25 protein-coding genes are annotated in these 24,042 nt (G+C 53.9%); 10 read left to right on the top strand and 15 right to left on the bottom strand.

What is annotated here, in order from left to right:
* Positions 1-18: 18 nt before the first annotated feature.
* Positions 19-759, top strand: a complete 741-nt coding sequence (locus ACMGGW_RS01165; RefSeq protein ID WP_420279144.1) for a hypothetical protein — start codon at positions 19-21, stop codon at positions 757-759.
* Between the two features lie 2,076 nt (positions 760-2,835).
* Here the strand turns inward: ACMGGW_RS01165 and ACMGGW_RS01160 are convergent.
* The 9 genes from ACMGGW_RS01160 to ACMGGW_RS01120 all read right to left on the bottom strand — a co-directional run bounded on the left by ACMGGW_RS01160 (position 2,836) and on the right by ACMGGW_RS01120 (position 10,665).
* Positions 2,836-3,801, bottom strand: coding sequence for a reverse transcriptase domain-containing protein (locus ACMGGW_RS01160; RefSeq protein ID WP_420279143.1), 966 nt, complete (start codon positions 3,799-3,801; stop codon positions 2,836-2,838).
* Positions 3,794-4,327, bottom strand: a complete 534-nt coding sequence (locus tag ACMGGW_RS01155) for a fimbrial protein (RefSeq protein WP_420279142.1) — start codon at positions 4,325-4,327, stop codon at positions 3,794-3,796. The genes ACMGGW_RS01160 and ACMGGW_RS01155 overlap by 8 nt, the downstream gene beginning before the upstream one ends.
* The gene (locus ACMGGW_RS01150; protein ID WP_420279141.1) at positions 4,324-4,809 is read right to left on the bottom strand and encodes a fimbrial protein; all 486 of its coding nucleotides are present in this window, start codon (positions 4,807-4,809) and stop codon (positions 4,324-4,326) included. Before ACMGGW_RS01150 ends, ACMGGW_RS01155 begins: the two co-directional genes overlap by 4 nt.
* Positions 4,806-5,339: a fimbrial protein gene (locus tag ACMGGW_RS01145; protein WP_374930460.1), complete on the bottom strand. Its 534-nt coding sequence runs from the start codon at positions 5,337-5,339 to the stop codon at positions 4,806-4,808. Before ACMGGW_RS01145 ends, ACMGGW_RS01150 begins: the two co-directional genes overlap by 4 nt.
* A complete protein-coding gene (locus ACMGGW_RS01140; RefSeq protein WP_420279140.1) occupies positions 5,332-5,982 on the bottom strand; it encodes a fimbrial protein in 651 nt (216 codons plus the stop codon). The genes ACMGGW_RS01145 and ACMGGW_RS01140 overlap by 8 nt, the downstream gene beginning before the upstream one ends.
* A gap of 27 nt (positions 5,983-6,009) precedes the next feature.
* Positions 6,010-6,753, bottom strand: coding sequence for a fimbria/pilus periplasmic chaperone (locus ACMGGW_RS01135; protein ID WP_420279139.1), 744 nt, complete (start codon positions 6,751-6,753; stop codon positions 6,010-6,012).
* A 108-nt stretch (positions 6,754-6,861) separates the two neighbouring features.
* Positions 6,862-9,396: an outer membrane usher protein gene (locus tag ACMGGW_RS01130; protein ID WP_420279138.1), complete on the bottom strand. Its 2,535-nt coding sequence runs from the start codon at positions 9,394-9,396 to the stop codon at positions 6,862-6,864.
* Positions 9,397-9,524: 128 nt separating this feature from the next.
* Complete coding sequence (locus tag ACMGGW_RS01125) at positions 9,525-10,058, bottom strand: fimbrial protein (RefSeq protein WP_156866352.1); 534 nt, start codon at positions 10,056-10,058, stop codon at positions 9,525-9,527.
* Between the two features lie 79 nt (positions 10,059-10,137).
* On the bottom strand, positions 10,138-10,665 hold the full coding sequence (locus ACMGGW_RS01120; protein ID WP_082997631.1) for a fimbrial protein: 528 nt from the start codon (positions 10,663-10,665) through the stop codon (positions 10,138-10,140).
* A 409-nt stretch (positions 10,666-11,074) separates the two neighbouring features.
* Between ACMGGW_RS01120 and ACMGGW_RS01115 the strand changes: the two genes are divergently transcribed.
* The 9 genes from ACMGGW_RS01115 (at position 11,075) to ACMGGW_RS01075 (ending at position 19,265) form a co-directional block, all read left to right on the top strand.
* Complete coding sequence (locus ACMGGW_RS01115) at positions 11,075-11,872, top strand: winged helix-turn-helix domain-containing protein (RefSeq protein ID WP_420279137.1); 798 nt, start codon at positions 11,075-11,077, stop codon at positions 11,870-11,872.
* A 765-nt stretch (positions 11,873-12,637) separates the two neighbouring features.
* Complete coding sequence (locus tag ACMGGW_RS01110) at positions 12,638-13,258, top strand: LuxR C-terminal-related transcriptional regulator (RefSeq protein ID WP_420279135.1); 621 nt, start codon at positions 12,638-12,640, stop codon at positions 13,256-13,258.
* A 2-nt stretch (positions 13,259-13,260) separates the two neighbouring features.
* Positions 13,261-13,653 (top strand): hypothetical protein, encoded by a 393-nt coding sequence (locus ACMGGW_RS01105; RefSeq protein WP_411750834.1) that lies wholly within the window; start codon positions 13,261-13,263, stop codon positions 13,651-13,653.
* Positions 13,650-15,038: an FKBP-type peptidyl-prolyl cis-trans isomerase N-terminal domain-containing protein gene (locus tag ACMGGW_RS01100; protein WP_420279134.1), complete on the top strand. Its 1,389-nt coding sequence runs from the start codon at positions 13,650-13,652 to the stop codon at positions 15,036-15,038. Before ACMGGW_RS01105 ends, ACMGGW_RS01100 begins: the two co-directional genes overlap by 4 nt.
* Positions 15,039-15,488: 450 nt before the next feature.
* Positions 15,489-15,773: a DUF3892 domain-containing protein gene (locus ACMGGW_RS01095; RefSeq protein WP_420279133.1), complete on the top strand. Its 285-nt coding sequence runs from the start codon at positions 15,489-15,491 to the stop codon at positions 15,771-15,773.
* A gap of 132 nt (positions 15,774-15,905) precedes the next feature.
* Positions 15,906-17,132, top strand: coding sequence for an SMODS domain-containing nucleotidyltransferase (locus tag ACMGGW_RS01090; protein ID WP_420279132.1), 1,227 nt, complete (start codon positions 15,906-15,908; stop codon positions 17,130-17,132).
* A gap of 1 nt (position 17,133) precedes the next feature.
* Positions 17,134-17,613, top strand: a complete 480-nt coding sequence (locus ACMGGW_RS01085; RefSeq protein WP_420279131.1) for a hypothetical protein — start codon at positions 17,134-17,136, stop codon at positions 17,611-17,613.
* The gene (locus ACMGGW_RS01080; protein ID WP_060558103.1) at positions 17,603-18,157 is read left to right on the top strand and encodes a 3'-5' exonuclease; all 555 of its coding nucleotides are present in this window, start codon (positions 17,603-17,605) and stop codon (positions 18,155-18,157) included. Before ACMGGW_RS01085 ends, ACMGGW_RS01080 begins: the two co-directional genes overlap by 11 nt.
* Before the next feature lies 1 nt (position 18,158).
* Entirely contained in the window at positions 18,159-19,265 is a 1,107-nt protein-coding gene (locus ACMGGW_RS01075; protein WP_420279130.1) for an SAVED domain-containing protein, read from the top strand.
* Positions 19,266-19,514: 249 nt separating this feature from the next.
* On the opposite strand, the gene ACMGGW_RS01070 is transcribed toward ACMGGW_RS01075, so the two are convergent.
* From ACMGGW_RS01070 to ACMGGW_RS01045, 6 genes are read right to left on the bottom strand one after another with little or no spacing between them, the layout of a single operon-like run.
* Positions 19,515-21,848 (bottom strand): primase-helicase zinc-binding domain-containing protein, encoded by a 2,334-nt coding sequence (locus ACMGGW_RS01070; protein ID WP_420279129.1) that lies wholly within the window; start codon positions 21,846-21,848, stop codon positions 19,515-19,517.
* A gap of 11 nt (positions 21,849-21,859) precedes the next feature.
* Positions 21,860-22,195, bottom strand: a complete 336-nt coding sequence (locus ACMGGW_RS01065) for a DUF5375 family protein (protein WP_420279128.1) — start codon at positions 22,193-22,195, stop codon at positions 21,860-21,862.
* Complete coding sequence (locus tag ACMGGW_RS01060; RefSeq protein ID WP_420279127.1) at positions 22,192-22,455, bottom strand: hypothetical protein; 264 nt, start codon at positions 22,453-22,455, stop codon at positions 22,192-22,194. Before ACMGGW_RS01060 ends, ACMGGW_RS01065 begins: the two co-directional genes overlap by 4 nt.
* Complete coding sequence (locus ACMGGW_RS01055; RefSeq protein WP_420279126.1) at positions 22,452-22,994, bottom strand: host cell division inhibitor Icd-like protein; 543 nt, start codon at positions 22,992-22,994, stop codon at positions 22,452-22,454. The genes ACMGGW_RS01060 and ACMGGW_RS01055 overlap by 4 nt, the downstream gene beginning before the upstream one ends.
* A 5-nt stretch (positions 22,995-22,999) precedes the next feature.
* On the bottom strand, positions 23,000-23,245 hold the full coding sequence (locus tag ACMGGW_RS01050; RefSeq protein WP_016929809.1) for a hypothetical protein: 246 nt from the start codon (positions 23,243-23,245) through the stop codon (positions 23,000-23,002).
* The gene (locus tag ACMGGW_RS01045) at positions 23,242-23,505 is read right to left on the bottom strand and encodes a helix-turn-helix transcriptional regulator (protein ID WP_420279125.1); all 264 of its coding nucleotides are present in this window, start codon (positions 23,503-23,505) and stop codon (positions 23,242-23,244) included. The genes ACMGGW_RS01050 and ACMGGW_RS01045 overlap by 4 nt, the downstream gene beginning before the upstream one ends.
* Positions 23,506-24,042 lie beyond the last annotated feature (537 nt).

Raw genomic sequence — 24,042 nt, 5'->3', positions numbered from 1 at the left:
GCTCGCGGCATAAACGTCATGCGTGAGATAAATGACGAACGAACTGGCGCAATCATTGATCGCATTATGCCCAGCGTGGTCATCAATGAGCGGCCCAGCACAAACGAAACGGATGCTGCTTCGGCTTGGCTGCAAGCGCGAACCGCATTCCTTAAACTCAAAGAGACGGTAGACGCCGAAATCGCAAGCATTGAAGTGATGCGCCGGGATATCCGGGCGCTTAAGGGGGCGGCCAACGAACTTCAAATATTGAAACAACGCCGTCCGAGCCTGAATGAAACTATCGAAGAGGCTCACCAGATTGCTGAATCCTGCCAACGAGAGCATGAGAAGGCAAAATTGCAGATCGAGCAGGACAAGATCATGCTCGACAGCCATCTTGCTTGCCGCCCAGGTTTCTTCTCCCGTTTGTTCGCGACTGCGGCCTGGAAGTCGTGGAGATCGACATTGCAAAAGCTCTCTGCGACCTTGCAGCAATCAGTCTTACGAGCGCAGGGGACGAACAGTGCCCTGGAGCTTACAAGAACTGAGTGGAGCAATACTGAGTCCCAGTTACAGCAACTCGACCAGGAAATTTCCAGCAAATGTCAGGCTGTCTCGAAATTGAAGGCGGCCGAGGAACAGGCACGAAACCGCATGGGAGACAGGGTCGTTGATGAGAGATTTTTCGAGCTCGAGCACGAGGCTATCCACCTGACTGCACCATGGCTTCCGATCACAGGAGTGATAATTTTAATTTATCATATTGATATTAAATAAATTTTAATCAAAAAATTGTTTTTATACACCACACTATACACAAACACCTCCACGAAGAATTTTTACTCAACCTCTACAAATCGGCACTGACATGAAAAAGATTTATCGAAAAACAGGTCACAGTAGTCACTGTTTATAATGTGATTATAAATCAGAACATTATATAGGGAATGGTTAGTTCAATGTATGCATAGCCGTTCACTTTTAGAGAGTTTCCGACATACGTTCCTGAGGTGATCTCTCCTAAAATCAGATCCACCGAGCACCAGCTCATCGCCATTCTGATTCGGTCAAAACCAGTCGTACCGGCATGTCACCCGAATCCGCGGCGGGACTCACATACAAACTCAACAAATTGAAAAAAATAACAGTAATTTATCAAAAGAATGCACATGCCCTTTTTTATGCCCCCAGTGAAGTTTTTCTCCAAGTACAGGCAAAGTTCCAACCTGCAATTAGGAGCATATTTACAATCTCGGTTTACTATCCGGAGCAGAACTGAAATTTAAATGCATACCCGTTCCGAACACTTCTTTTAACAAATTTACACCACACTCTCGAATTTACTTCTGCAAGAAAGATTTACGGGGAAACTATACGCACTGTTCACTCATGAAAAATATATTTTTAAAACAAACAGTTAATCAAAAACCGCTCATCACTCGACTAAGCATCACTATGCATGTTATGTGAATGTTCAGAATCCATAGAACTAACAGCAGTCCATTATAGGTTATAGGGCAAGACTCAAGTATTATCACCATGACAATCGACCCAAACATAGGATTAATGTATGGGTATCTCATCGAATATCTAGTATTTCCTATACTACATCTCCTATCAGCCGAGTGGAGCATTGCGAAGAGATTATGGGTAGAGCGTCGGTTAGTTGAACATGTACCGGCACGGTATCCGCGGGGGTTTCTTTTCTATCATTCGTCCGGTTATCACATTGTACTTCGAACAGGCTGATTTGATTTGTACTTACTATTGCGACCGTCTATGGGATGTTCAATTAAGGCCGAACACTTTTTTAGCCACCCGCGTGCCGCGCGTACCCCCCCCCCCTCCACCGCACGCCCATGGTCGGCGACACAGGCACTGCGTACCGCCCCGCGTAGCGCCGCTACAGGGTCAGTCCCATGTCACGAGTACTACGCTGCTCCCCGAATAAATACCCCCAACCCCGCTGGCAGGGGTTTGCACAACACTGATCAGGCTCACTTCGCTGATTGGGTCCGCAGTGGTTGTGACACTTCCTTTACCGATCGCTCCTACGTTCATCGTTGACGCTATAGTATGACCCCGATACGACAGATCGACGTCTTTGTCCATTACACCGACGGTAACCGTAGCCGCCCGGGAGCATTCGACCCGGGCGGTGGCAGTTATCATAGATGGCCCCCCTCCGGTCATTTTGACCCCATGGTCGATCGTCGCGGGTGCTAACACCTTGCAGTCGACGGGTTGCGTGGGACCCCCATTCACGGTGCACACACCACCACGGTTTTCCCCAGTGGGATAATACCCCACTTCTATTTGGGTTACGGACGGTCCGTCAGATATTTCCTTGTAGATACCACACAACCATCCAGTATTCCCTAATCCCCTCACACTCCTTATATATTTCACAACCGGGAGCTGGGTGTCTTGCCGCCCAATGCGGGCTAGGGCGTCGAGCCACTCTGGAGTTCGTGTATGGCTATTCTTGGCGTCGCCCTCCGGGTTTTGAACTCCCTCGCAGAAATCATGCGGAAATCCTTTTATCGGCACTCCCCCCTGCCCGGTAGTGAGGTTGTTGGCCGTACCCCTCCACACTTTCGAGACCCCTTTATACTCAGGTTCGATCAGGACGCCGTATCCCTGGCATGTATAATAGACCCCTGAGTTTGTGTAGCGCCTAGCTCCCGTACCCGAGAAACTCATCGTCATGTTGACGGGAGTGGTTCCTGATAGCGACATAGATACGGACGCCGTGGAACCAATTCCATTTTCTGCACACATAAAAACACCGATGATCGCCCAACCACATTTTCTCTTCATGTTGATCCATATTTGTAGGTGCTATAAACCGGGTCAGGAATTGACGTTCAGACCCTGCGCCCATAATGTCCACCGAGTATCATACGCCCGCACCCGTGACTCAGAGTCTGCTATTGACAGCCCCTGGCGACGGGCCTGCTCGTAAAGCCGCAGGCGCTTTATTCGGTGATTTTCTAACGCGCGTGGCGAAATGGTGGTCCCCGTGGGGGTAAACCACACGCCCAGCCAATCAAATCCATGTTCAATTCTCCCCAATTGGGTTTTATCCGGGTGCGTTTCAAAGCCCGCCAGATTGAAATATTGATGTAATTGCTTAACGCAGCGCCGCAGTTGCCAGCGCGTGCGGGCCAGCAACACAAAGTCATCCATATACCGCACATAGTAGATCCCCTGCTGCGCGGCAAAATGACTGTCCACGTGGTGCAATAAACTGGCACCAATCAGCGGACTAAGCGCACAACCGCGACAAATACCCTGCTCTGGGGTAAAAATCTCGCCGCCATCCTCAACGCTGTAATACAAATACTGTGCAATAAGGCCGGTCAGTACCGGATTATCAATGTGCTGTTGCACGAGGCTCAGCACCTGCGCTTTGTGGATATGGCGGTAATACCCGCGTATATCCGTCCGATAAACAAAGGCGTACTCACCCAGGGTGAGCGCCTGCCAGACCTGCGCTACAGACTGCCTGCCCCCACCGCGCCCTTTTAGGTGTACGCAACGCGGATGGGTAGGCAAGTGCTCTTCCACCTGCAAAGTGACCCATTTCAGCACCAGCGCATCTTGTGCGCTCCACTGTACCCAGCTTTTGTCGTGATGGCGGTACAACTGCATAGGTTGCAAGCGGTACTTGCCGCTGCGCACTTGCAGATACAACGCCTCACCATGTTCCCGCCAATGAAACCGCAGATGCCAAACATCCGCGTTGGGCGGCGCATGTCGCCTTCGTTTTCCCAACCAGCTATAGGCTTCAAGCCAATCGCGTTCAGCCTTATTCATATTCCAGGCTAAAGGTGGCGACGGCGCTGAACGGCCCACGCACAATACTGCGTTGGGCAATCGCCTCCGGCTCACCCTGCACATAGGCCAGCACCGTCAGGATGTTGTTGCCATCAACCAGGCGGTAGCCCTCACCGGCCTTGTTCAACGGCAAGGGTTGGCCACCCTGGGTCTCCATACCGATCGCTATGCCGGATGCCCGACTGACGCCGTCAATCGCCAGTAACCCTTTGAGGCTTGAGTTTTCCGGGCCTCGGAAGGTCACTTTCACCGTTTTCCCCAAACTCAGGTCGCACTCTCCCAGGCGTATATCGAATGCCTGCCCGTGGGTGCGCTCATTGGCATACAGGTATTTATCGATCACCGTTCCAAAATCCAGCCGCACGTTCTCATCCCCTGGCGCAATCACGCAGGGTTCGGCGACCAATGCACCGTGCAAGCGAACGTTGTCGGCCTGCGCCAAACAGCTAAATGCCAACACCCCGGCGATCAAAGCCGCATGAAAACCGGCCCCGAACCCGCTCATTGATAAACCGCCTTCAGAGTGGCCGTCGCCTCAAACGCCCCTTCTTTTAACGTCGACCCTGGCCGTTTCACCGGCACCGCCTCCAGCTGCGGCGGATTATTCAGGTTGATGGCTATCGGTTTGTTCAGCTCGAAAGGAACGCCGTTCTGCCGGATCTGGATCGCCAAATCGGTGACATTGGTGACAACGCCCGCTTTATCGTAACTCGCCGCTTTTCCGGCGATCTCCAGCGTCATCTGCCAGGCGTTGGCATTGGGATCACAGATGATCTGGTAATTCATCGGTTGCAAATAGTTCACCCCATCCACCTTTTTGACCCCCACCCGATTGCCGAAATCAACGTCAACATTCCCGCCGTTATTAATGGTGCAAGCCGGGGGCTCGACCAAGGTGCCGAAGAATTTCATGTTCTCCGCCGCCTGCCCCGGCGAGCTCAGCGCACCAAAGGCCAGCAACCAGGCAATACCTGAATAGCGTTTCATTGGTATTCCACCCTCATCGTCGCCCCGGCGGAAAACGCCCCACCGCTCAGCCTGGTGCCGCTGCGCTTCACCGGTACCGCCTCAAGCATGGGTTGATTAGGATAAGTAAAGTTCGACCAGCCGTTGATGGGAAAGCGTTTGCCGTTATTCAGCAGCGCAATGCCAAAATCCGCTTTGTCGGTTTTCAAAACCCCACCGTCAAACGAAGCCCCCTGGCCGTCAATCCGCATCCGCACCGCATTGGACGCTCCCCCCTGGCATTGCAGCGTGTAGTTGATCGGCATTTTTTTGTACTCGCCGTCCACACGGGTCGTCATTACGTCATTGCCGAAATTCACTTCGATCAGGTTATTGTTATTGACCTCGCATGGCGGCGCCGTCAGCGTAATTTTAACCGTCACCGTTGCGGTGGCCGTTTTCGCCAATACAGGGAAACATCCGCCCCAGAACATGAGCGCCAGACCCGCCGCAACACATGCCGGGTTTGATCTGTATGACTTATCTGCCCCCATGGCACCCGCCTTAGTCATAATTGAGCCTGAAATCCACATGGGCCGAATAGGCCCCCGCCTGCAACGCTGCTCGGGTTCGTTCCGGCGTCACGATATACTCCAGCATGTTCTGGCCCACGGCCAGCATCAGCGGCGCCCCACGGCTACCCAGGCGAATATCCCTGCCTTGGGTGTCTACCATACGCAATGCCACACCGGATGCCCCACGCACCGCGATTAACTGCGGGTTGTCCGCGTCCGCCGGGGCGACAAAACTGAGTGACACCGCAGGTTGATGAGCACTCCACAACAGATTACCGCTGCGTTCATCACGATTATTCGCCGGGCTGCGCAGGCAATCCTGCAAACGCAACTGAACCGCCACCGGCGTACCCTGCGCCCCGACTTTCGCCAACCTGGCAGTACCGGTTTCCCCCAGCCACACATCCTGATAAGCCGAGGTCATTTCCAGGCGGCAGGCGCTTTCGGTCAAGGCACCATGCACATGCAACACCCCATTGGCACCGTCTACGTTCCAGTTATCTGCCACACAGGTCGCAGGCATCAGCGCCAGCATGCTGCCGATCACAATCGGCACCATCAGTACCGCTGCCACTCGGGCCAACAGGTATTGCCGCTCAGGGCAAGACAGGAAGCCGTTCCTTTGTTTTTGTGGTTGCATGTTCAGTTCCTTGTTTACAGCCGGAGATCAGCTTGGCTTGACGGGGTTGGCCTTGCACTCCACTCCGCTGCAGTTGAACTGCAACTGCGGGCGACCACCATAGTCATTGACATACGTCAGCACCGGCGCATTGCCCAACGCCGATACACCAACGTTTAGCATCTCTTTGCCTTTCGGCGCGACCATCACCGGTTCAAACCCCTTGGCGCTCACCGCCCCCGGTTTATTGCTGGCATCTACGATGGTAATGTAATACGGCGTTGGATTATTAACCTGGTATTTGTCGCCCATTTTGGTCAGCGTCAGTTGCTCCTGCCAGGGGGCTGCACCCTCGGTACTGCTCAGCGCTTTTGGCCGATAAAACAGTTTGATGCGTGTCTGCAGTGCCAGCTGCAACGTGTTGGGCTTCTCGCTCTTTGGCGGGATCTCACGCAGGTTGAAATAGAACAGCGTCTCGCGATCTTGCGCCAACAGGTTTGCGGCCGGTAAGGCCTGTACCTTGATTTGACTTTTTGCCCCCGGCTCCAGGCGTTGCAGTGGCGGTAACACCGTCAACGGCGTGGTGATTTTATTGCCTTGAGCGTCCTCTACCCAGCCTTGCGCCAGGTAAGGCAGCTGTTTGTTTTCATTGCTGACACTCAGACTGGTCGATTTATCGCCACCGTTAAAAACTACGCGGGTGCGATCCAGCGCTATCGCCGCCTGAGCCTGCTGAATACCCAGCACGCTAGCCAGCAGGCCGCCGATCAGCGGAAAAAAGGATTGTTTCATTAGGTTCACCGTTAATTTCTCACTTCTTTAAATTCAATAAAATGGCCGGAGAGGTAGCGAAGCAGTTCCGGCCTGCCACTGTGGCTAAATACGTTTTCGTTTCCGCTGTTATTCCTCTGTCGCGTCCTCCGGCAGTAGGCGGCACGGCAACAGCAGGTTGGCCACATCGCCTTGCGGTATTTGCGCCGGTAAGGTCAGCGCACACTGCGCCCGCCCATTCCATCGCACGGTCATATCCTCGTTCGGGTTAATGCCGCTCAGGTACACATTGCCGTCGTCGTTTACGATGCCCACATCCTGCTTTTTGTGGTTTTGCACCGTGGCACCAAACGGCGGCGTGGAGCCGTCTGCCAGGCGGATCACCGCCATCGCTTTCTCACCGGCGATCACTTCAAATCGGCGGTAGCCAATCGCCCCTTCTGTCAATGTGGCCTGTACTACGGAGCGTGTCGCTTCGGCATTCTCCGGCAGCTTGTTCACATCTATGCTCACCCGGTTGCGGTAGTAGCTGCTGACGTCGGTCACCACCGCTTTGCCGAAGCGGTTGGTACGCGTCACAGCCCCATAACCGCCGATGGGGATATCCGCCACGCCGCCGGTATCCACCATCATTCGGGTTCCGCCTATCATCCCTGACCGGTGCAGCGCCGCGCCTTTCAGGGTGGCGGTCGCGCCTCCTTGCAGCGACAGACCGGCGGACGAATAGCGCCCTTCCTGATAACTGGCGTTGGCGTTAACCTGCGCGATATCGCCCTGATGGGTGTAATAACCGCTTGCCGTTCCACCGTTACGGGTGATGCCGCTGCTCAACTGATAGCTGTCGCCATTGTCCAGCCGATCGTAATACCCCACCTGGTGGGTGTTGTCGTTGCGGTCGAAACTGCCGCTGTAACTGAGCGACCCACTGCCGCCCCACGGCATCGACAGCGAGAGATACATGCCGTCATCGTTGACGCCGTTATACTTATTGCGATACCCCGTCACCGACAGACTCAGGTTCCTGAACTCACCAATATCGAAATTGCGCGACAGCGTCAGGGTGTATCGATCGTTGGCCGCGCTGTTCCAGTAAGTCTGATGGTTGTAGTTCAGGTAGGCACTTAACCCGAGATCACGGAAGTGCTGGCTGAAATTGATGGTGTACATCTCTTTACTGTTCTGGTTACGCGTACCGTAGGTACGCGCATCCAGGTATTCGCTCATCGACATGTAGTTCCGTTCCGAGAAACGGTAACCGGCGAAAGTGACCTGGCTGTCATACTCGTCGAAGTTTTTCGAGTAACTCAGCCGGTAGGAACCGCCTGTCAGGGTACCGTCTTCCAGTTGCGGCAAGCGTGCCCGCGACTGAGTCACGTCGAACGACAGCGCACCGAACATCATCAGATCCCGCCCGATACCGACCGCAAGGGCGTTGTAATCTCCGCCCGCGACACCGCCACCGTAAAGTGACCAGCCGTTACTGACGCCCCAGGAGAACTCACCGGTCGCAAACAGCGGCCCGTTGGTGCTGTGCTTCCAGTCCGAAGGGCGGCCGCTAGCCACTTTGTAGCGCACCGTCCCCGGTCGGGTCAGATACGGGATGCTGGCAGTGTCGATACGAAACTCCTGTACGCTGCCGTCCTGTTCTTCCACCCGCACATCTAACTGCCCCGAAACCGCATCGTTGATGTCCTGAATGCGGAACGGGCCGGATGCGACCTGAGTTTCATATAGCACCCGCCCCTGCTGGCTAATCACCACCTTGGCGTTGGTGCGTGCCACCCCGGTGACCTCGGGCGCATAGCCACGCAGGTTCGGCGGCAACATGCTGTCGTCGCTGATCAGACTGGCGCCGGTAAAGCGGAAGCTGTCAAAGATGTCGGAATATAGGTAATTCTCCCCAACCGACAGCTTTGCCCCCAAACGCGGTATTGCGCGATAGGCGTAATAACGGCTCCAGTCCCAATTTTGGCGCGTGCCCACGCCGCTACCGGTTTGATGATCCAACCGCGTCTGCCAGTCCGCTCGCAGACGCCATGCCCCCAGATTAGCGCCAACCGTGCCGTTGCCGCTGAGGTTATACCCCTGCTGACCCCGTTGTTGTTGCCGTTGGGTCTGTGCGTTGAGGTAATAGTCCAGCAGTAAACCCGGCACGCCTTCATCCCAACGCGACGGCGGATCCCAGTTATCGGCGGCATATTCCAGATAGGCCTGCGGTATGTTCAGGATCAGGTTGGCGGAACCCAAATCGGCACGCGCCGACATGCCCGGCAGGCTATCCAAAGATAGGCATTGGCCCTTATGCCACCAGGTGAGCTTTTCTTTCATGTCCGGTTTCAGGCCAAACTGCTCCACCACTTCCGGGCTGATACACGCGGCACTGTCGTTAGCATCCGCTTCCGTCGCATAAAAAATTACTGATTGCTCTGGCAGCTCCTGCTTATTAATGCGGATCAACATCATATAATCGCCCGGCATGATGTAACCGCCACGCGAGAATTGGCCCAGGTCAATATTTTCGCGGTCTTTGACATCCAGAACATCGGTATTGAACTGTACCTCTTCCGCACTGGCGTAATACCCAAAAAAACCCAATGCGCAGGCAATATAAACACCCATGACACGCGGACGGAAGGGTAATAAAGACCAGTTCGGCATAATCATTCTTGTCAATCCCTTCATTCTTATTTTTACGCCAAGGCTATCAATCCAAACCCTTTTATTTCCATGAAAATGGAATAAGCCAAGGGCATACCCTGCAAGTTAAAATTTAACGTGTCGTTAGAATTCACTCAGTAATAGTCCATTTTAAATCTAATACTCGAGGTGAACTCTCCACTGCGCAATAGCTGTTGATTACTGACCAACCGCAGCGAGTAATTTAATTCTCTGTTACCTGCGGTAATATCCATCAATGGCGTTGGGTTGCCTGGCGAAACTATATTGCCTTCGCTGTCGGCAAGTTGGAGAGCAACACCACGCGCTTGCCCATCGACACCGAATAACCCATTATCCACCCGGCCATCGAACGTCACCTGAAAACGATGCCACTTCGGTAAATTTTCGTCTATGCGCTCCAATACACAATTAACCAAACGAATACTGAATGCGCGCGTAGCCCCTTTCCCATCACGTATTATTTGGCTCAACGGCGCTATGGACATATCGATAGTCTGATCGCGGCTCTCGGTATCAATGGCACAGGCCGTTTCTATTACAGCACCTTGCATGTTAACCCGTCCCCAACCTGCCGCAGCAAGGCTGCTCTGCATCGGTAACAGCATTAACAGGCAAAATGCCGAATAACACCTTTTTGGCGATTTCATCTCATCATTCTCCTGTACGCCGACAATAATGCATGCGGGGCATCCCCGCATGCATGATTAATCCGTTTAACAAATCAAATTATTTGTAGTTCAGGATAAAGTTAGCCACGCTCTGGAATTTACCTGGAACGATAGATTTATCATCGCCGCCATCGCCTTTCAGATAGGCGCTGAAAGCCAGAGTCGCTTCGGAAGCACCGGCGCTGATAAGCTGGCCAGCGCTTGGTTTGCCCAGTTCAATGACATTATTGCTACCATCGGTAATCGCAATGCTGGCGCCTTTGGCATCGCCAGTCATACCCAGCAGGCCATTTTTACCCGCCGCACCGTCAAAGGTGGTGGTTACAGTTTTCGCTGTTTCCAGGCTGCATTTTTCCAGACGGATTTCAAACGGTTTCGGATCAGAGTTACCGCCGTTAAGCAGAGAAACGTTTGACACTGCCCCCAGATCTACAGTCTGATCAATAGACTTCGGGTCAATTGAACAAGGTGCATCAATAATAGATCCGGTGAAGGTTACTTTACCGTGCCCTTCATCAGCAGCTTGTGCGCCAGAAATAGTGCCAAATGCCAGTACGGCTGCCATCATGATTTTATTCAATTTCATTTCCACTTTATCCTTAATTAAGGTCTATCCCATTTCGTGAAGTCGCCATTATTTCGGCACCTACCAGTTAACAGTTAACTTGCAACGTTACGGCTGCCGGCAACTGGTGAACATAGTAATCACAAAAAATAAAAAAAGATAAGTAATCTATTTAATAGCAAAAAATTAGATAAAAAAACCAAAAAAAAACACAAAAACCAATAAAAATAGATTTTTAATTCAAAAAACACCAATTTGTTAAATTGTAATTCTTATTGATTTTCAAACACATTGGCAATAAAAATGACCAGCATAAAAACAAGTTGACGGAGAGCACTTTCATCCAATAAGTTTTATAAATCCCTAAACAAGACTATTCTTAACGTTAGTTAAATTAAAGCTTCAGCACCAGGAATAAAAAGATAACACCATGAAATACATAATAAATCTAATCATTACCTTCGATCCGGACAGCCGGCTATTAATGCTCAGAAACAATGACCAAATTACTATCGGGTTATCCAAGCCAGCCACCCGATTGTTAATCGAGCTAATAAAAAACAATAAAAATGAACTAACGCGTGAAACGTTGATCAAGCACGTCTGGGAGGATTATGGGTTCTCTCCGTCGAGCGCCACATTGAGCAACCATATCAGTGAGTTGAGAAAAGCATTTGAGGCGTTAGGAAGCAGCAAAGACATTCTGATCACGGTGCCGCGGGTAGGCTTTAAAATGGAAGCAGAAATTCACCCCGAAACCAAACTACCGAAAGAAGATACTTCCGTTGAAATGATTGAGCCCACGGTTGCTGCTAGTGAGCCGGCAATACAGGATAATGTAACGCCTAACTTCACAGATTCGGGCCACAAAACAATGCTGCGCCGCATGCTGAAGCCAAGCCTGGCGCTTGCCCTTGGTTTATTAGCCATTACTGCGGCAATAAAGCTGATTACTCTGAACAGAGATGACGAACCTATGCCCGTAGGTGTTCAGGATAAATGCGAGATTTATACTCCTGGGGATAATAAGAAAAATAATGAACAATCTGTTCGTGCACGAAAAATGCTCTACAATGAAAAGATAGACTGCATGCACGAAAATCATGACATCTACTATATTGAAGCGCGCCCTGCCAATGACTCATTGAAAATTAAGTTTATGGCGGTTTGTAATCAAAGCGCCGATATGAACTATAAAAACTGCAATAACTATAAACTGGTTGAGTAAATTGATATGAACAGAGTAATTATCTGGATGTCTATTCTTACCGTCATCGCCGCGAGCCTGTTATTCTTCTATCTGAACAGTATCAGCTGGAAACCGTTCCGCTGTAACACTCAAGTGAGCGCAGATATGGCAACAAAAAACAGTAACAGAATTAAGTTCAACGTGAATATAAATGTTATTGCCTTTCATAAAGACTATAGTGAAGTTCTCGTGATAGGCACCCTTAAAGTGAATAGTGAAAGTTACGCTGTCTATAGGAGGGTATTTGTCACCCATAAACCCTCTGATATTAATGGTTATAGTACAACCGTGATTACGAATGAGAAACGCCATCCTAAAGACAACGTACCCGATACACTCTGGCAACATTACATATTACCAGAAGTTCCAGGCGTCCCATTCTACGTAGAAACAAAAAAATTAAGGAAAAACTTAATCCTTTATAAAGGACTAGATAATCCAATATTTACGTGCACCATAACGAAACAGTGACCCTCACCACGATTTAATCGCTTGCCTACAAGCGATTAAATCCCTTCCGTTCTAATTGTACTCCAAAGCCCCCATATTAATCACCAAACCATTAGGTTAAGCCCCTCGCATGACGATACAAAACACCTTAAATCAATAAAGTTGAAAAATTAAATCACAAAGAACACCAATGAAATTGATTAAATTGCATGCCGCATGGCTGGTTGGCTAGTCTGCTATCGTAAAAAGCAGTGAAGTTTTATCAACCCTAAAAAAGCACGAAAAAATGCAATCATGAATAAAACATTGAACATCGTTATCCTTGATGAGGATAAATTTTACACCGCTGGATTAGCGATGATGTTGACGATGTACTTAAAAAACCGAGGCCAGAAAGCAGAGTTCTTTTCTAATCACACTTTAGGAAAAACGACAGATATTGTTTTTCAGGCAATACGCTGCGGCACGTTCATCGCGCCTCACAGCTCAACCTGTACGAACAACGATAAGCCCCTGTATGTCGCCATCGCTGAAAGAAAGGATGCACATTTGCAACACTTATACCGCAACGTTAATAAATCCAACATCCTTTATCGACACCAATCGGTGAGCCTAATCTTGCAGCTTATGGAAAACATCATGATTTCTCTACAGAAAGCATCGGAGAAATCCCCCCCCTCTTCAGCAACGTTGCTTCCTAACCCACTTACACAGCGAGAACGCGAAGTGCTGCATCAACTTAAAGAGGGTAAAACACCTGCCTGCGCGGCAACCAGTCTGGGGATAAAGGTCAAAACCATCAGCTCACACAAACGCGCTGCTATGAAAAAGCTGAATTTTAAACGAACCAGCGAACTGTTCCATTGGATGATCCAGGGTGGATTAACCCACCACCAACCGAGAAAAGGAAATTGAACATGAGCTATTCGTCTCTATCCATCACGGCGGTATTGATGGGCGTACTGTTGGTCAGCGGTTGTCAGTCCCCCAAAACGCCGCAGATAAAAGCCGCCTCGGCCAGCGCATTGCAGGATGAAAAGGCCAAGCGTGAAACCCAGGATTTAAAGCAGTGCCAACAGAATTTAAACGCACTGGGGACGCTGAAAACGGCGGATTACCCGGCTAAAAAACAGGTGTTCGACAACCTGATGTCCGGCGCTTCGCAATATGCCGGTGTGCGCACCCAGGTCAACGAGCGCATGCAAGAGACCGTTGATGCCCTCTATCGTTATCAGGTGAGCTATCAATGCGCCGAGATTAATCAGGCATTACTTACCGAACTGGCGAAACGCGGTGGTGCGATAAAATGATCGTCTGGAAACGGCTGACCTACCGTTTTTTGGCCTGCCTGGTTGGGGGGATGATGCTGCCAGCGGCTTCATCAGCGCCAAACAAGGGTAATGCCGATATTCCGGCTTTGCTGCAATTTGCCGAGCAGTACAGCGAAAAAAGCTATGCGGCAGAAAAAGCCCCTGCCGCGCGGGATAGCCCTCGCACTGAAAAACGCCCAACCCAAGCTGCTGAGAAAGGTAAGCTCTATAAAAAACCGGCACCACAGCGCGAAACCTGGCGAATTAAGGATAAGGAGATCCAGCAACAGCGCACGGAAATCGCCCAGCTAAAATTACAGATAACCCGTCTGCAGCAAAGCGCCGTAACGGCAAGGGTTACGCCCGACTGGGCTGCGCTATCCCAACTGGCGCAAAGCTTGCGCCAGGCGCTGGGGATGACTCAGACAGAACGCCAGGCAACAGCCAACCTATTACAGATTCAGCAGCGGTGGGAGCAGGATCGGGCGGTATTACAGCAACAGTTGTCTAAAGCAAAAGCAGAAAACCAGATCTTATCAGCGGCAGCCAACCAGCAAAAAAATTTGCTGCTGGAAGCAGAAAAGCGCGAGGCGGCGCAGCGGGAGCAACAGGCTGAATTGCGCTCGCAGCGCCAACTAATGCAAGCCGAGTTGGATGATGCCGTCAAGAAACTGGCAGATACGCGAGCCGACATGGCTTCTTTGCAAGCGCGAAGCCCCCGTCTGGTGACAGCCGATGCGCTCAAAGGCGCACAACAGCGTGAGGATTACGCCGCAGGCGTTTCACTGGGAGAGGAAATTCTGCAAATGCAGGAAGAACGGCAGCGTTGGGGAGTAAAATCGGAGAAGGGAATGCTCTTGGCCGGCATTGCAGATGCCTTTGCGGGCAAGCGGATGTTGTCGGATGATGAACTCAATAACACTCTGGCCGCCGCCGAGGAAAAGATGGTATCCGCAAGAGAAAAAATCAGTGTAGCCCAACAGCAAAAAGGCGCGGCCTATCTATGGGAGTTCAAGAAAGATAAGCGTGTTCACCAGGCATCGTCCGGGTTCTGGTACCGTATCGACTATGCGGGCGATGCGCAGATCCCCGCTACCGCCTCGGTGGATGTGGTGGTAAAAGAAACGCTGGTCGACGGCACCGTAGTGCAAGATATGGAAGCGACTGGTGCCACGCTGTCGCAACCGGTGGCAGATTTCCCACCGTTGTTTAAAGAGGCAATTTCGCTGCTGAAAAATCACGGCACGATGACCCTGGTGGTTCCTCCAGAGCAGGCTTACGGAGAGAAAGGCTATCCACCTAAAGTTCCCCCCAACGCCACCATGATCTACACCTTGCGCATAGCGGAGGTATACCCAACCGCTCAAGTTAAAACGCAGCCCTAGCCCCACTAGCCCTGATATCTCTCATGAGTTTAATAGGGATATCCAGCTAATGTGCACCCTATCAATGACAGATAAAACCCGGCATATCGATTAAATTAAATTAAATTAAATTAAATTAAATTAAATTAAATTACGAACATAAACACATTCAATTCAGAGTCGCCATCAACATATTATCAAATCAAATATAAATTAAAAAATTACATGGTAATGAATTAAAAAACCATCCTATATTATTGACTTTAAGGAGAGCAAAAAACATGATTAACGCGACAGATAGTTATAAACCTCATTACCCATAATAGACTGGCTATTGAATGCACCACTATTAGCCGGCTATACATTTATAGCAGTGATTTCACCCCAGGTTACGTAAACGGATATCCAGGCCCATGGTTTCTGTTTTCCCTTACGCCTATGCGTAAATATTCCCCTAACCAAGGAGTTGTTATGTCGGACCATCAAGTCACCTGCATCAAAAAATCCGATCGCCAAAACGCGCATGAGCGCATTCAAGCTATTGGCGGCGTCAATGCCGATGGCACACGCAGGTCACTGCCCCAGGCAGACGCCATTGCCGGTCTAGAGGCAGGCACCTGGCGTTTTTGGGTCACTGCGAATGGCCATTCCGTCTGGGTGATTGTCTCAACCAGCGCGGCGGGCAATAAATACCTCAAAACGCAAAATGACGGTGAACAGCCTAATAACCTGCTGAGCCTGCCGGAATGTCCCTGACGTCACCCGAGTTTCATGATTGATGCGGTTTGTGGGCCCGCTAGCGGCCCATCGCTTCGCCTCTTTTATTATTGGCCGCTGTGGCGTTTTCACGCCCGCAGTACAGCGGCCCCCATAGCATAAGGAAATACTATGTACGGTTCCGCCACCGCCAGAAATCTGCCTGCAGGGAAAAAACAGCGTATTGCCGATTTATTATCGCAAATTATTGAAACGCTGGATCTCACCAAAACCCAATACGCCAACATCGAAAGCGCCTATAACGGGGTCGGCACCTTCCTGTCCGAAGGCGACGATCCGCTATTGCAAGATGCCGTTATTTACCCGCAGGGCAGCGTGCGGCTCAACACCACAGTTAAACCCAAAAATGAAGAGCAATACGACATTGACCTGATTTGTTATCTGCCCCATGCCACCCAGGCGGATTATACCGGCGTGATATCGGCCATTCGCCAGCGGCTGGAATCACATAAAACCTACAAAACGCTATTAAGCGAGTTACCGCGCGGGTTTCGCATCAATTACGCCGGAGATTACCATCTGGATATCACACCGGGCCGCAATCATACCAGTGCAGCAGAACGTTTAGGCCAGCCGCTATGGGTCGTGGATGCACAAACCGCCTGGAAGGAGTCCAACCCCAGCGGCTACGCCGAGTGGTTCGAGAGCAGCGCCAGCGCGCAGCCCCTGCGCTCCATTCTGGTCATGGATTCCGCCAGCCGCGTGGGCACAGAGGCGCTGCTCCCGCTGCCGGACAGCAGCGATAAAAAACTGCTTAATCGCATCGTGCAAATTCTCAAACGCCACCGCGACGAATGGGCCGTCGAGCAGGATGAGGTCCGGCAGCGCTGCCGCCCGATTTCGGTCATCATTACCACGCTGGCGTGCCATGCCTACAACCACATCATTGCTGACAGGCGCGCCTACGACAACGACCTGGATATCCTGTTAGACGTGCTGGAACTGATGCCGGATTTCATCGTGTCGACACAGGGAGAAATACAGGTCAGCAACCCGCACATGCCGGAGGAAAACTTCGCCGAGAAGTGGAACCGTTCAGAGCAGGATGAGGGTCCTCAGCGCAGCGAAGCCTTTTACCAGTGGCATGCCGCGGCCCAGGCGACGTTTAACACCATCGCCGCCAGCGTGGGGGAAGATAACCTGTTCCTGAGCCTCGAAGACAGCTTCGGCAAAGACCCGGTCGATGTCGTCAGGCAACGTCTGATGGAGCATATGCAGTCAGCCAGAGAACAAGGCAGCCTACATCTTGATAAGAAAACCGGCGGGCTGATTGCCACCGGCCTCGCCGGTACGGCAGCCCATGCCGGCGTGCCTAAAAACACCTTCTACGGTGAATAACGTGGTTATCAGGCATCACTGCAAACCGCTGACCATCGCTCAGCAATATCGCGCGTTGAAAGCCGGCGGCCCGTATGAACGGCTGCGCATTATCCATCACGACCGCACCCTGCTTTGGGAAGGATGGTTGCAACCCTCACTGTTCAGCCGCCGCTACAGGGTCGCGATCCGGTATAGCCTCGGCACCCCACCGATTTGCGTGGTGACAGAACCGGATCTCTTCACGCTGGCTGGCACACGAGCCATCCCGCACCTGTATCCCGCCGACAAGCATATTCCCGGCGCCAGGCTGTGCCTGTTTTTGCCCCGTTCACAGGCCGACGACGGGCTCAGCGAATGGCGCGCCCAGTTAAAAATCAGCGACACCCTCATTCCCTGGGCGTCGCTCTGGCTGTTTTATTTTGAACAGTGGCTGTACACCGGCCACTGGGAAGGCGGCGGCAAGCACCCACGCACCAGCGAGGTAAAAAATGAGCGTTGAACATGAAAGCTTTATCTCGGTCGATATTGAAACCGCCGGGCCCATACCCGGCGTGTGCAGCCTGCTCTCTATTGGCGCCTGCGTCATCGACCGCCCGGCGGAACGCTTTTACATTGAAGTGCAGCCGCTGAATCTGCATTACGAGCCTGAGGCGCTGGCCGTCACCGGTTTCAATCTGCAGACCCAAATAACGCGCGGCATCGACCCGAAAGAGGCCATGCAACAATTTGCCCACTGGGTAACTTCCGTCACCAACGCCACGAGCAAACCGATTTTGGTCGGTTTCAATGCGGCGTTCGACTGGTCATTCATCAATTACTACTTTCACGTTTATCTCGGTCACAACCCGTTTGGCTTTGCCGCCCTCGATATCAAAGCCCTGTACATGGGCGCCACCGGCTGCGACTGGCAGGACACCCGTTCCAGCCGTATCGACGCCCGATTTAATCTCAAAAACCACGGCAGCCACAACGCGCTGGATGACGCGCTGTATCAGGCTGAGATGTTTGTGAAAATCAACGCATACATGAGGGAAAAGCACTGACATGGAAACGGTAAAATACATTCTGATTAAGCTGGTCGACTGGAAAACGCGCCAGCGGAAAATTCAATACCTCATCATGCTGCTCGGCGCCGGGATCCTGAGTGTGAATAACTCGCTGGGAAAGGCATTAACGCTGGAGAAAGGCGATGCCCGCTTCTCGCTGGCCGTCTCGGAGGGGAATGTCATCACGGACTATTTCGTCAATTTCGTGGCTGCATCCATCATCCTAGGGGGATTTGTCTGGTTGCTGGTCGACGCCTACCGGGAGGCTAAAATCACGGTGCGCAAAAAGGGGGTGGTTATCGAAGGGAGAGCGCTGCGCAAAGTCGCGACAACGCCGCTGCATAAAACGGTCTCCCGTCATTTCAACGGAAAGATAGACGCATTAACCCTCGATATGACGCAGCGGATGCGGGATGGCGCAATCAGTCACCCGGAAGAGGCCTTTGACGACAATATCAGCACGCTGGCCAGCAATATCGCCACCCGCATTGACGGTATCGACCATCAGGATTTGACGCTGGTGTACGGCGGGCAGTTGCCGGTTCCGTTCACCTTCTACATTGGCGCCATTCTCGATGACAATGGCCCGGTCTGCGTCTATGACTGGGACAGAACGCAAGAGACCTGGCGGTTGATTGACAACAATGCCGATGATGACCGCGCCAATTTTACCCTGATGGAAAGCCTCGTCACCTCAGCGGCCAAAGATGTGGTGTTGGCGGTCTCGGTGTCCTACCAGGCCGACATTACGGCCATACGCCAAACCTTCCCCGCCTACCCGCTGTCGCATCTCTCGCTGAACGCCACAACGCTCGGTAATCACTGGTCGCTGTCCAAACAAACCCGGCTGGCGCTGCAATTTATCGAACAGGTCAAAATGCTGACGGCGTGCGGCGCCGAACGCATCCACGTGATTCTGGCCGCCCCCAGCAGTATTGCGCTCAATTTTGGCCGCCGTTATGACAATCGCAATCTGGCGCAGCTCATTGTTTATCAATACGAGAAAGAACAGCAACCGGCCTATCCCTGGGGGGTGGTGATGCCGACGCAGGGGCAACGCCGGGGCGCGGTGGTTAAGCCTCCCGCCGCTCCCTCATCCGACTGACTGTCGGGCTGTCCTGCGACTCAGTACAGCGTCAATAGGGGGGCGAAACGAGGATATAAAAAAACCGGCCTGAGCCGGTTTGGGAGTGCTTGTCGTTATGATACCGGCCGCTCTGCGGCCGGGGTAATGCCCTGGTGTTGCTGCGTATTTTTCACTGTCACTATAGGCGGCGCGGCGAGTGAGCGTCCAATGGGTTCGGCAGATCAATAAAGGCCTATTGATCGGCCCGGCCGATCGTCCTGCTCATCGTCACAGCGCCCCACATTTCGGCAGCCAGTCCGCTTCGCACTCTTCACTCAATATCACATTGGTCTGCATCCCCAGCCGGGTTTTACGCTTGAGCAGGGTTTTCTCATACTCCCTTAACGTCTGCGGCACCGCCAAACCAAAGGCCGTCAGGTTCATCACGTGCTGATAGCCTCGTGCCGCCATAAACGACAGGTAGGCGTGATACAGGTAGCGACGCGGGTTGGCCGGGGTGATGTTGGCGTTGCCTATCATCATCCCTTCCGGCGTACCCAGCACCGTCAGGTAACCGCAAAAATCAACCAGTGGGTCGGCCTGGCGTTTGATGGTCAGCGCCTCGTCCGAGCTTTGCTGCGCCTGGAGCAGGGTACGGGCCTCGTTCGGGTTGGCGAAGCGCTGCATCAGGTGACGCACGATGACGGCCAGCTCATTAGTAATTTTGTCCAGCAGCTGCGGGTCACGTTCGGCCAGCGGTATCGCGTCCGGGAAGGTGATAATCACCCGCCGCCGGGAGACGCCGCCGCTGCGGTCGCTGAACTGCATCGGGTTGTTGTTGACCGCCAGTATCACTGCCGGGATGTGGGCGGCGTAGGCGTCGCGGTATTTGGGGTCGATAGCGACCGCATCACCGCCGGTGATGGCCTTGATACCCGCGCCGTCACCGCTCCACTTCTCCTGGTCAGGCAGGAGTATCAGCGAGTAGCCGACCACCGAGGCACGTTCGCGCGCCGACTCCAGGTTGTCGATGGTGGCCGAGGTGGTGTTATCACTTCCTGCCAACAGCCGGGCGATGGCCGCCATGACGCTCTTGCCGCTGCCGCCCGGGCCGGTCACTTCAAGGAACAACTGCCAGTCGTAGCGGTTGGCCAGCACCATAAAGAGCGCCGCGAGGATGCGCTCCTGCTTGTCGTGATTGCTCCCGGCGGCCCGCGTCAGCCACTGCCAGAAGTGCGGTGCATGGTCGGCCAGGTTCTCCCCGGCGCGCGGCGGCGTGTAGTCCACGCTGTTGACGGTGCGCAGCCAGTGTTCTTGCCGGTGGGCGCTGAACTGGCCGCTGACGGTATCAAACACCCCGTTACGAAAACCAATCAACCGGCGGGCAGGCTCGCCCATCTGCGGCACCATCAGCTTGAGGGTGTCCAGGATGCTGTTGATACCGGCGGCGGAGAACGGCGCACGCACCTTCTGGAACAACGCGGCAATCTCCCGGCTCAGCTGTCGGTGTGGCAGCACCTGCCAGGCGCCGCGCGTGTAGCGGCACAGCTCTTCCCCCACCGGCGGCACCGCCAGGGTGTTGCCGTAGTGTTCGGCCAGCAGCTCGGCCTTCTCGCTGGCGCTCATGGCTTTGAGGTCTGCATCGCTCAGCGTGTCGAACGGGCTCGGCTGCGGTGGCTGACTGAACGCCTGGAGCTGGGCGCGCGTGGCCTCGGCCCCTTCCCGGCCATAAACGTCGTTCCAGTCGCCTTCCGTGGACGGCAGCGCCGGGGTGCCGCCGGTGAGTGTGGCCGCCTCGGCGGCGCGGGTCTGCCCGGTGCCGCTGCGGTCATTATCGGCCGCCAGCAGCAGCCGCGCATCCGGGTAATGGCTGCGTACCTGCTGCGCCACGGCGGCCAGGTTGTTGGCGCTGAGCGCCACGCACACCGTTTCACCGGTCAGGCGGTGCACGGTGAGGCCGGTGGCATAGCCTTCGGTGAGCCAGATAACCGCGTTGTCCGGGCCGCTCAGGGTGTGGCAGGCGGCTTTCACCTGCCCGCCTGCCAGCATCCGCTTGTCGCCGCTGGCGTTAATCAGCTGCACGTTGACCACCTCGCACCCGGCATTGTGCAGCGGCAACAGCAGGTCGCCGGGCTGGAAGGTGATACCGCCGACGCGCAGCGGCTGGCCGTGCAAGGTCAGGGTGTCTGCCTCCGGCCAGCCCTTGGCGCTCAGATAGGCGTTGCCGGTCTGGGACTGCGCGGCAGCCACCAGAGCCTGTGCCTGTCGCGCGGCCTTGCGCTGAGACTCGGCCTTATCTTTCGTTGAATGACCAGTCTCAGCGGCCGGTGGCAGAGCGTTGGAGTTTTCTCCCATCACGGCGGCCACCTGTTCGGCGGCGGCCCTGGCAGACAGTGACAGGGCCTTTTCCACCAGGTTGAGGCCGTCACCGGCCCCGCACTGATTGCAGAACCAGGTGCCGCGCCCGTCCTGGTTATCGAAGCGGAAGCGGTCTTTACCGCCGCAGGTCGGGCACGGCTGCGGCTTGCCGTTCGGCTGCAAGGCAATGCCGAGGGCCGGGAGTATCACCGGCCAGTGGCCGGTGGCGGTGCGTACGGTCTGGGAAACGAACTGGGCGCTCATCCTTTCTCTCCTCAGTGTACGGTGGCGTTCTGTGCCGCCGACAGGCGCTCGCAGCACAGCTCGTCCATCATCTTCTGCCCCAGCGCGGTCAGGCGCGGCGCGGCCACCAGAACGTCCGGCTGCACCATGTCGCTCAGCATGGTGCACGCCATGTCCATGCCGTCTTCTGCGCCGTACTGACGCACAAAGTGCCCTTCCAGGCGCAGGGCAATCGCCATCTGCAGCTCGTCCAGCGTGTACCCGAGGTTCACCCGGTAAAAGGCGCAGGTATCCAGATAGGCTTGCGCCACGGCGCGGCGGAAAACGGCGGTACGGACTTCAATCGGTAAACAGGATTGGGTGTTCATGCGGCGGTGGCCTCCATGCGGGCAAGAATCTGGGTTTCACAGGTGTTGACGACGTGGCCGAGCTGGTCGGTCAACATAGCAATGACCGAGGCAAACGATGCCTGTTGCACGGCATCGGGGCACTGCCCGCCGAGGTCGAGGGTGTCCAGCAGGTCAAGGAACAGCACGCCGGTGGCGTGCGCGTGCTGGAGACGCAGAAAATCGGCGTGCGGAATAGGGTAATGGGTGTCACGGTAGTAACGGTCGGCCAGGGTGTTCATGCTGCCGCCTTAACCGGCAGACGACCGGCAAAGGACAACACGTAATCACGGGAAAGCCTACGGCGGGCGTTGCGTTCGCTATCCGCCACGGTGCGCACCATACGGGGCGAAGCCGTCAGCGCAGACCGGCGCACGGCCGCAAACAGAAAGCAGAATGTCGGGTGAGTCGGGGTGAGGGTCGTAGCCATGGTGGCAGCCTCCATTGAGTCATGGTTATTGCTACCACCGAAGTTCTCACGCAAGGGTGGTAGCCCAGACGGGGGTGAGAAACCGGCCTCAATGAATACCGGCCAGCCCGAAGGCTGCCCCGCCTGAGCCACCATTGATTGACTGCTGCGATAGCATAACATCCACCGCGCAAAAAATGAGCAAGCAAAGGCTGCGACATAAAAAAACACGCCAGGCGCGTGTTGTGTCGCCATTGAGTAACACGGGTTCTCACGCCCGGCTGCCGATTGTGCGGCAGCGGGAGGACTATAGCGCAAGGCCGGACAGGGGGGCAAGCCGTAAGACGCCCCCGGACGTTCAATCGATCGCATAGTGATCAACAGTCGGTAAGCTGATCGTTGCGGGTATCGGCCGCCGCGCAGGTCAGCGGCACCGGCCCGGCACGGAACAGGCGCGGCTCGGCCTGGCGACTTGCCAGACGAATAACGCCGTGCTTTTCGCTACGGTGCTCCGGCAAGACGACGCCAGGCTCTTTACGCTGCAACAGGATAGCTTCCGCCACAAACAGCGCGTCGCGTTCATCGAGGGTGAAATGCTGGCGACCCAAGGTTAACTGCATCATGCGGCGGCCCCCTGGTGACGGTTGGCGATACGTTCATCCATCCACTGCTCGACCTCGGAGGCCAGCCAGGCGACGTTTTTACCGCCGAGGGAAACTTGTACCGGGAACTGCCGGCGGCTCATCATCTCGTATACGGTGGAGCGGGACAGGCCGGTGGTGTAGAGCACTTCCGGCAGGCGGATAAAGCGCTCGCGCGGGGTGTAGCCGTTCTGAAGCACCGGCGACGGGGTGGATGGAGTGGGGGTGGAAACGGTCAACATAAAACGCTACCTCTTTGTGTCCGGCCAACGCTGGCCGGGACTGTGTGAACTTCGGTAGCGCCCTATTATGTGAATATTTACCGGGGTGGCAACAAGGCGTTGTTGTGTGGTGGAACAGATTTTATGCTTGTTTTTCAATCAAGTGGACAACGTTGGCCGATATTGGCCTTTATTGGCATTTATTGACCGTTGTTGGCAAACCGGCCGAAAAGCCTGAGCGATGAATGGGCGGTTGATTAATAGGGAAAAACCGCCAAACATCGCTAGCCAGGGAAAAGGCCTCGCGAGAGCCGGTGAACAGGCATGAACACCAGGTGAACGGATACGGTCGCTACTCTTCACCCCACTACCTACTGATTTATCTCTATTTTTTATTTTGGTGAACAGTATGAAGAGTGAGTAATAAAACTAAAAACACTCTGATGTGATTATCGTCAGCGCTAGGTACATCTCCCCCAGCTTCAGCAACGGCCCTCGGCCATGTCATTGAGTAACGCACGACAACGCCAGGCGTAACTCCCTCACGCCCCGTCATCA

Origin of the sequence: Serratia sp. BNK-4 (genome assembly GCF_048685115.1) — a bacterium.
GTDB classification, from domain to species: Bacteria; Pseudomonadota; Gammaproteobacteria; order Enterobacterales; family Enterobacteriaceae; genus Serratia; species Serratia bockelmannii.
The sequence above is the reverse complement of the archived record's forward strand: the minus strand, read 5'-3'. Positions and strand labels throughout refer to the sequence as shown.

Coding starts and splice junctions, on each gene's coding strand:
- ACMGGW_RS01165 (WP_420279144.1), top strand. CDS start 19: ATGCGTGAGATAAATGACGAACGAACTGGCGCAATCATTGATCGCATT.
- ACMGGW_RS01160 (WP_420279143.1), bottom strand. CDS start 3,801: ATGAATAAGGCTGAACGCGATTGGCTTGAAGCCTATAGCTGGTTGGGA.
- ACMGGW_RS01155 (WP_420279142.1), bottom strand. CDS start 4,327: ATGAGCGGGTTCGGGGCCGGTTTTCATGCGGCTTTGATCGCCGGGGTG.
- ACMGGW_RS01150 (WP_420279141.1), bottom strand. CDS start 4,809: ATGAAACGCTATTCAGGTATTGCCTGGTTGCTGGCCTTTGGTGCGCTG.
- ACMGGW_RS01145 (WP_374930460.1), bottom strand. CDS start 5,339: ATGACTAAGGCGGGTGCCATGGGGGCAGATAAGTCATACAGATCAAAC.
- ACMGGW_RS01140 (WP_420279140.1), bottom strand. CDS start 5,982: ATGCAACCACAAAAACAAAGGAACGGCTTCCTGTCTTGCCCTGAGCGG.
- ACMGGW_RS01135 (WP_420279139.1), bottom strand. CDS start 6,753: ATGAAACAATCCTTTTTTCCGCTGATCGGCGGCCTGCTGGCTAGCGTG.
- ACMGGW_RS01130 (WP_420279138.1), bottom strand. CDS start 9,396: ATGATTATGCCGAACTGGTCTTTATTACCCTTCCGTCCGCGTGTCATG.
- ACMGGW_RS01125 (WP_156866352.1), bottom strand. CDS start 10,058: ATGAAATCGCCAAAAAGGTGTTATTCGGCATTTTGCCTGTTAATGCTG.
- ACMGGW_RS01120 (WP_082997631.1), bottom strand. CDS start 10,665: ATGAAATTGAATAAAATCATGATGGCAGCCGTACTGGCATTTGGCACT.
- ACMGGW_RS01115 (WP_420279137.1), top strand. CDS start 11,075: ATGAAATACATAATAAATCTAATCATTACCTTCGATCCGGACAGCCGG.
- ACMGGW_RS01110 (WP_420279135.1), top strand. CDS start 12,638: ATGAATAAAACATTGAACATCGTTATCCTTGATGAGGATAAATTTTAC.
- ACMGGW_RS01105 (WP_411750834.1), top strand. CDS start 13,261: ATGAGCTATTCGTCTCTATCCATCACGGCGGTATTGATGGGCGTACTG.
- ACMGGW_RS01100 (WP_420279134.1), top strand. CDS start 13,650: ATGATCGTCTGGAAACGGCTGACCTACCGTTTTTTGGCCTGCCTGGTT.
- ACMGGW_RS01095 (WP_420279133.1), top strand. CDS start 15,489: ATGTCGGACCATCAAGTCACCTGCATCAAAAAATCCGATCGCCAAAAC.
- ACMGGW_RS01090 (WP_420279132.1), top strand. CDS start 15,906: ATGTACGGTTCCGCCACCGCCAGAAATCTGCCTGCAGGGAAAAAACAG.
- ACMGGW_RS01080 (WP_060558103.1), top strand. CDS start 17,603: ATGAGCGTTGAACATGAAAGCTTTATCTCGGTCGATATTGAAACCGCC.
- ACMGGW_RS01075 (WP_420279130.1), top strand. CDS start 18,159: ATGGAAACGGTAAAATACATTCTGATTAAGCTGGTCGACTGGAAAACG.
- ACMGGW_RS01070 (WP_420279129.1), bottom strand. CDS start 21,848: ATGAGCGCCCAGTTCGTTTCCCAGACCGTACGCACCGCCACCGGCCAC.
- ACMGGW_RS01065 (WP_420279128.1), bottom strand. CDS start 22,195: ATGAACACCCAATCCTGTTTACCGATTGAAGTCCGTACCGCCGTTTTC.
- ACMGGW_RS01060 (WP_420279127.1), bottom strand. CDS start 22,455: ATGAACACCCTGGCCGACCGTTACTACCGTGACACCCATTACCCTATT.
- ACMGGW_RS01055 (WP_420279126.1), bottom strand. CDS start 22,994: ATGCGATCGATTGAACGTCCGGGGGCGTCTTACGGCTTGCCCCCCTGT.
- ACMGGW_RS01050 (WP_016929809.1), bottom strand. CDS start 23,245: ATGATGCAGTTAACCTTGGGTCGCCAGCATTTCACCCTCGATGAACGC.
- ACMGGW_RS01045 (WP_420279125.1), bottom strand. CDS start 23,505: ATGTTGACCGTTTCCACCCCCACTCCATCCACCCCGTCGCCGGTGCTT.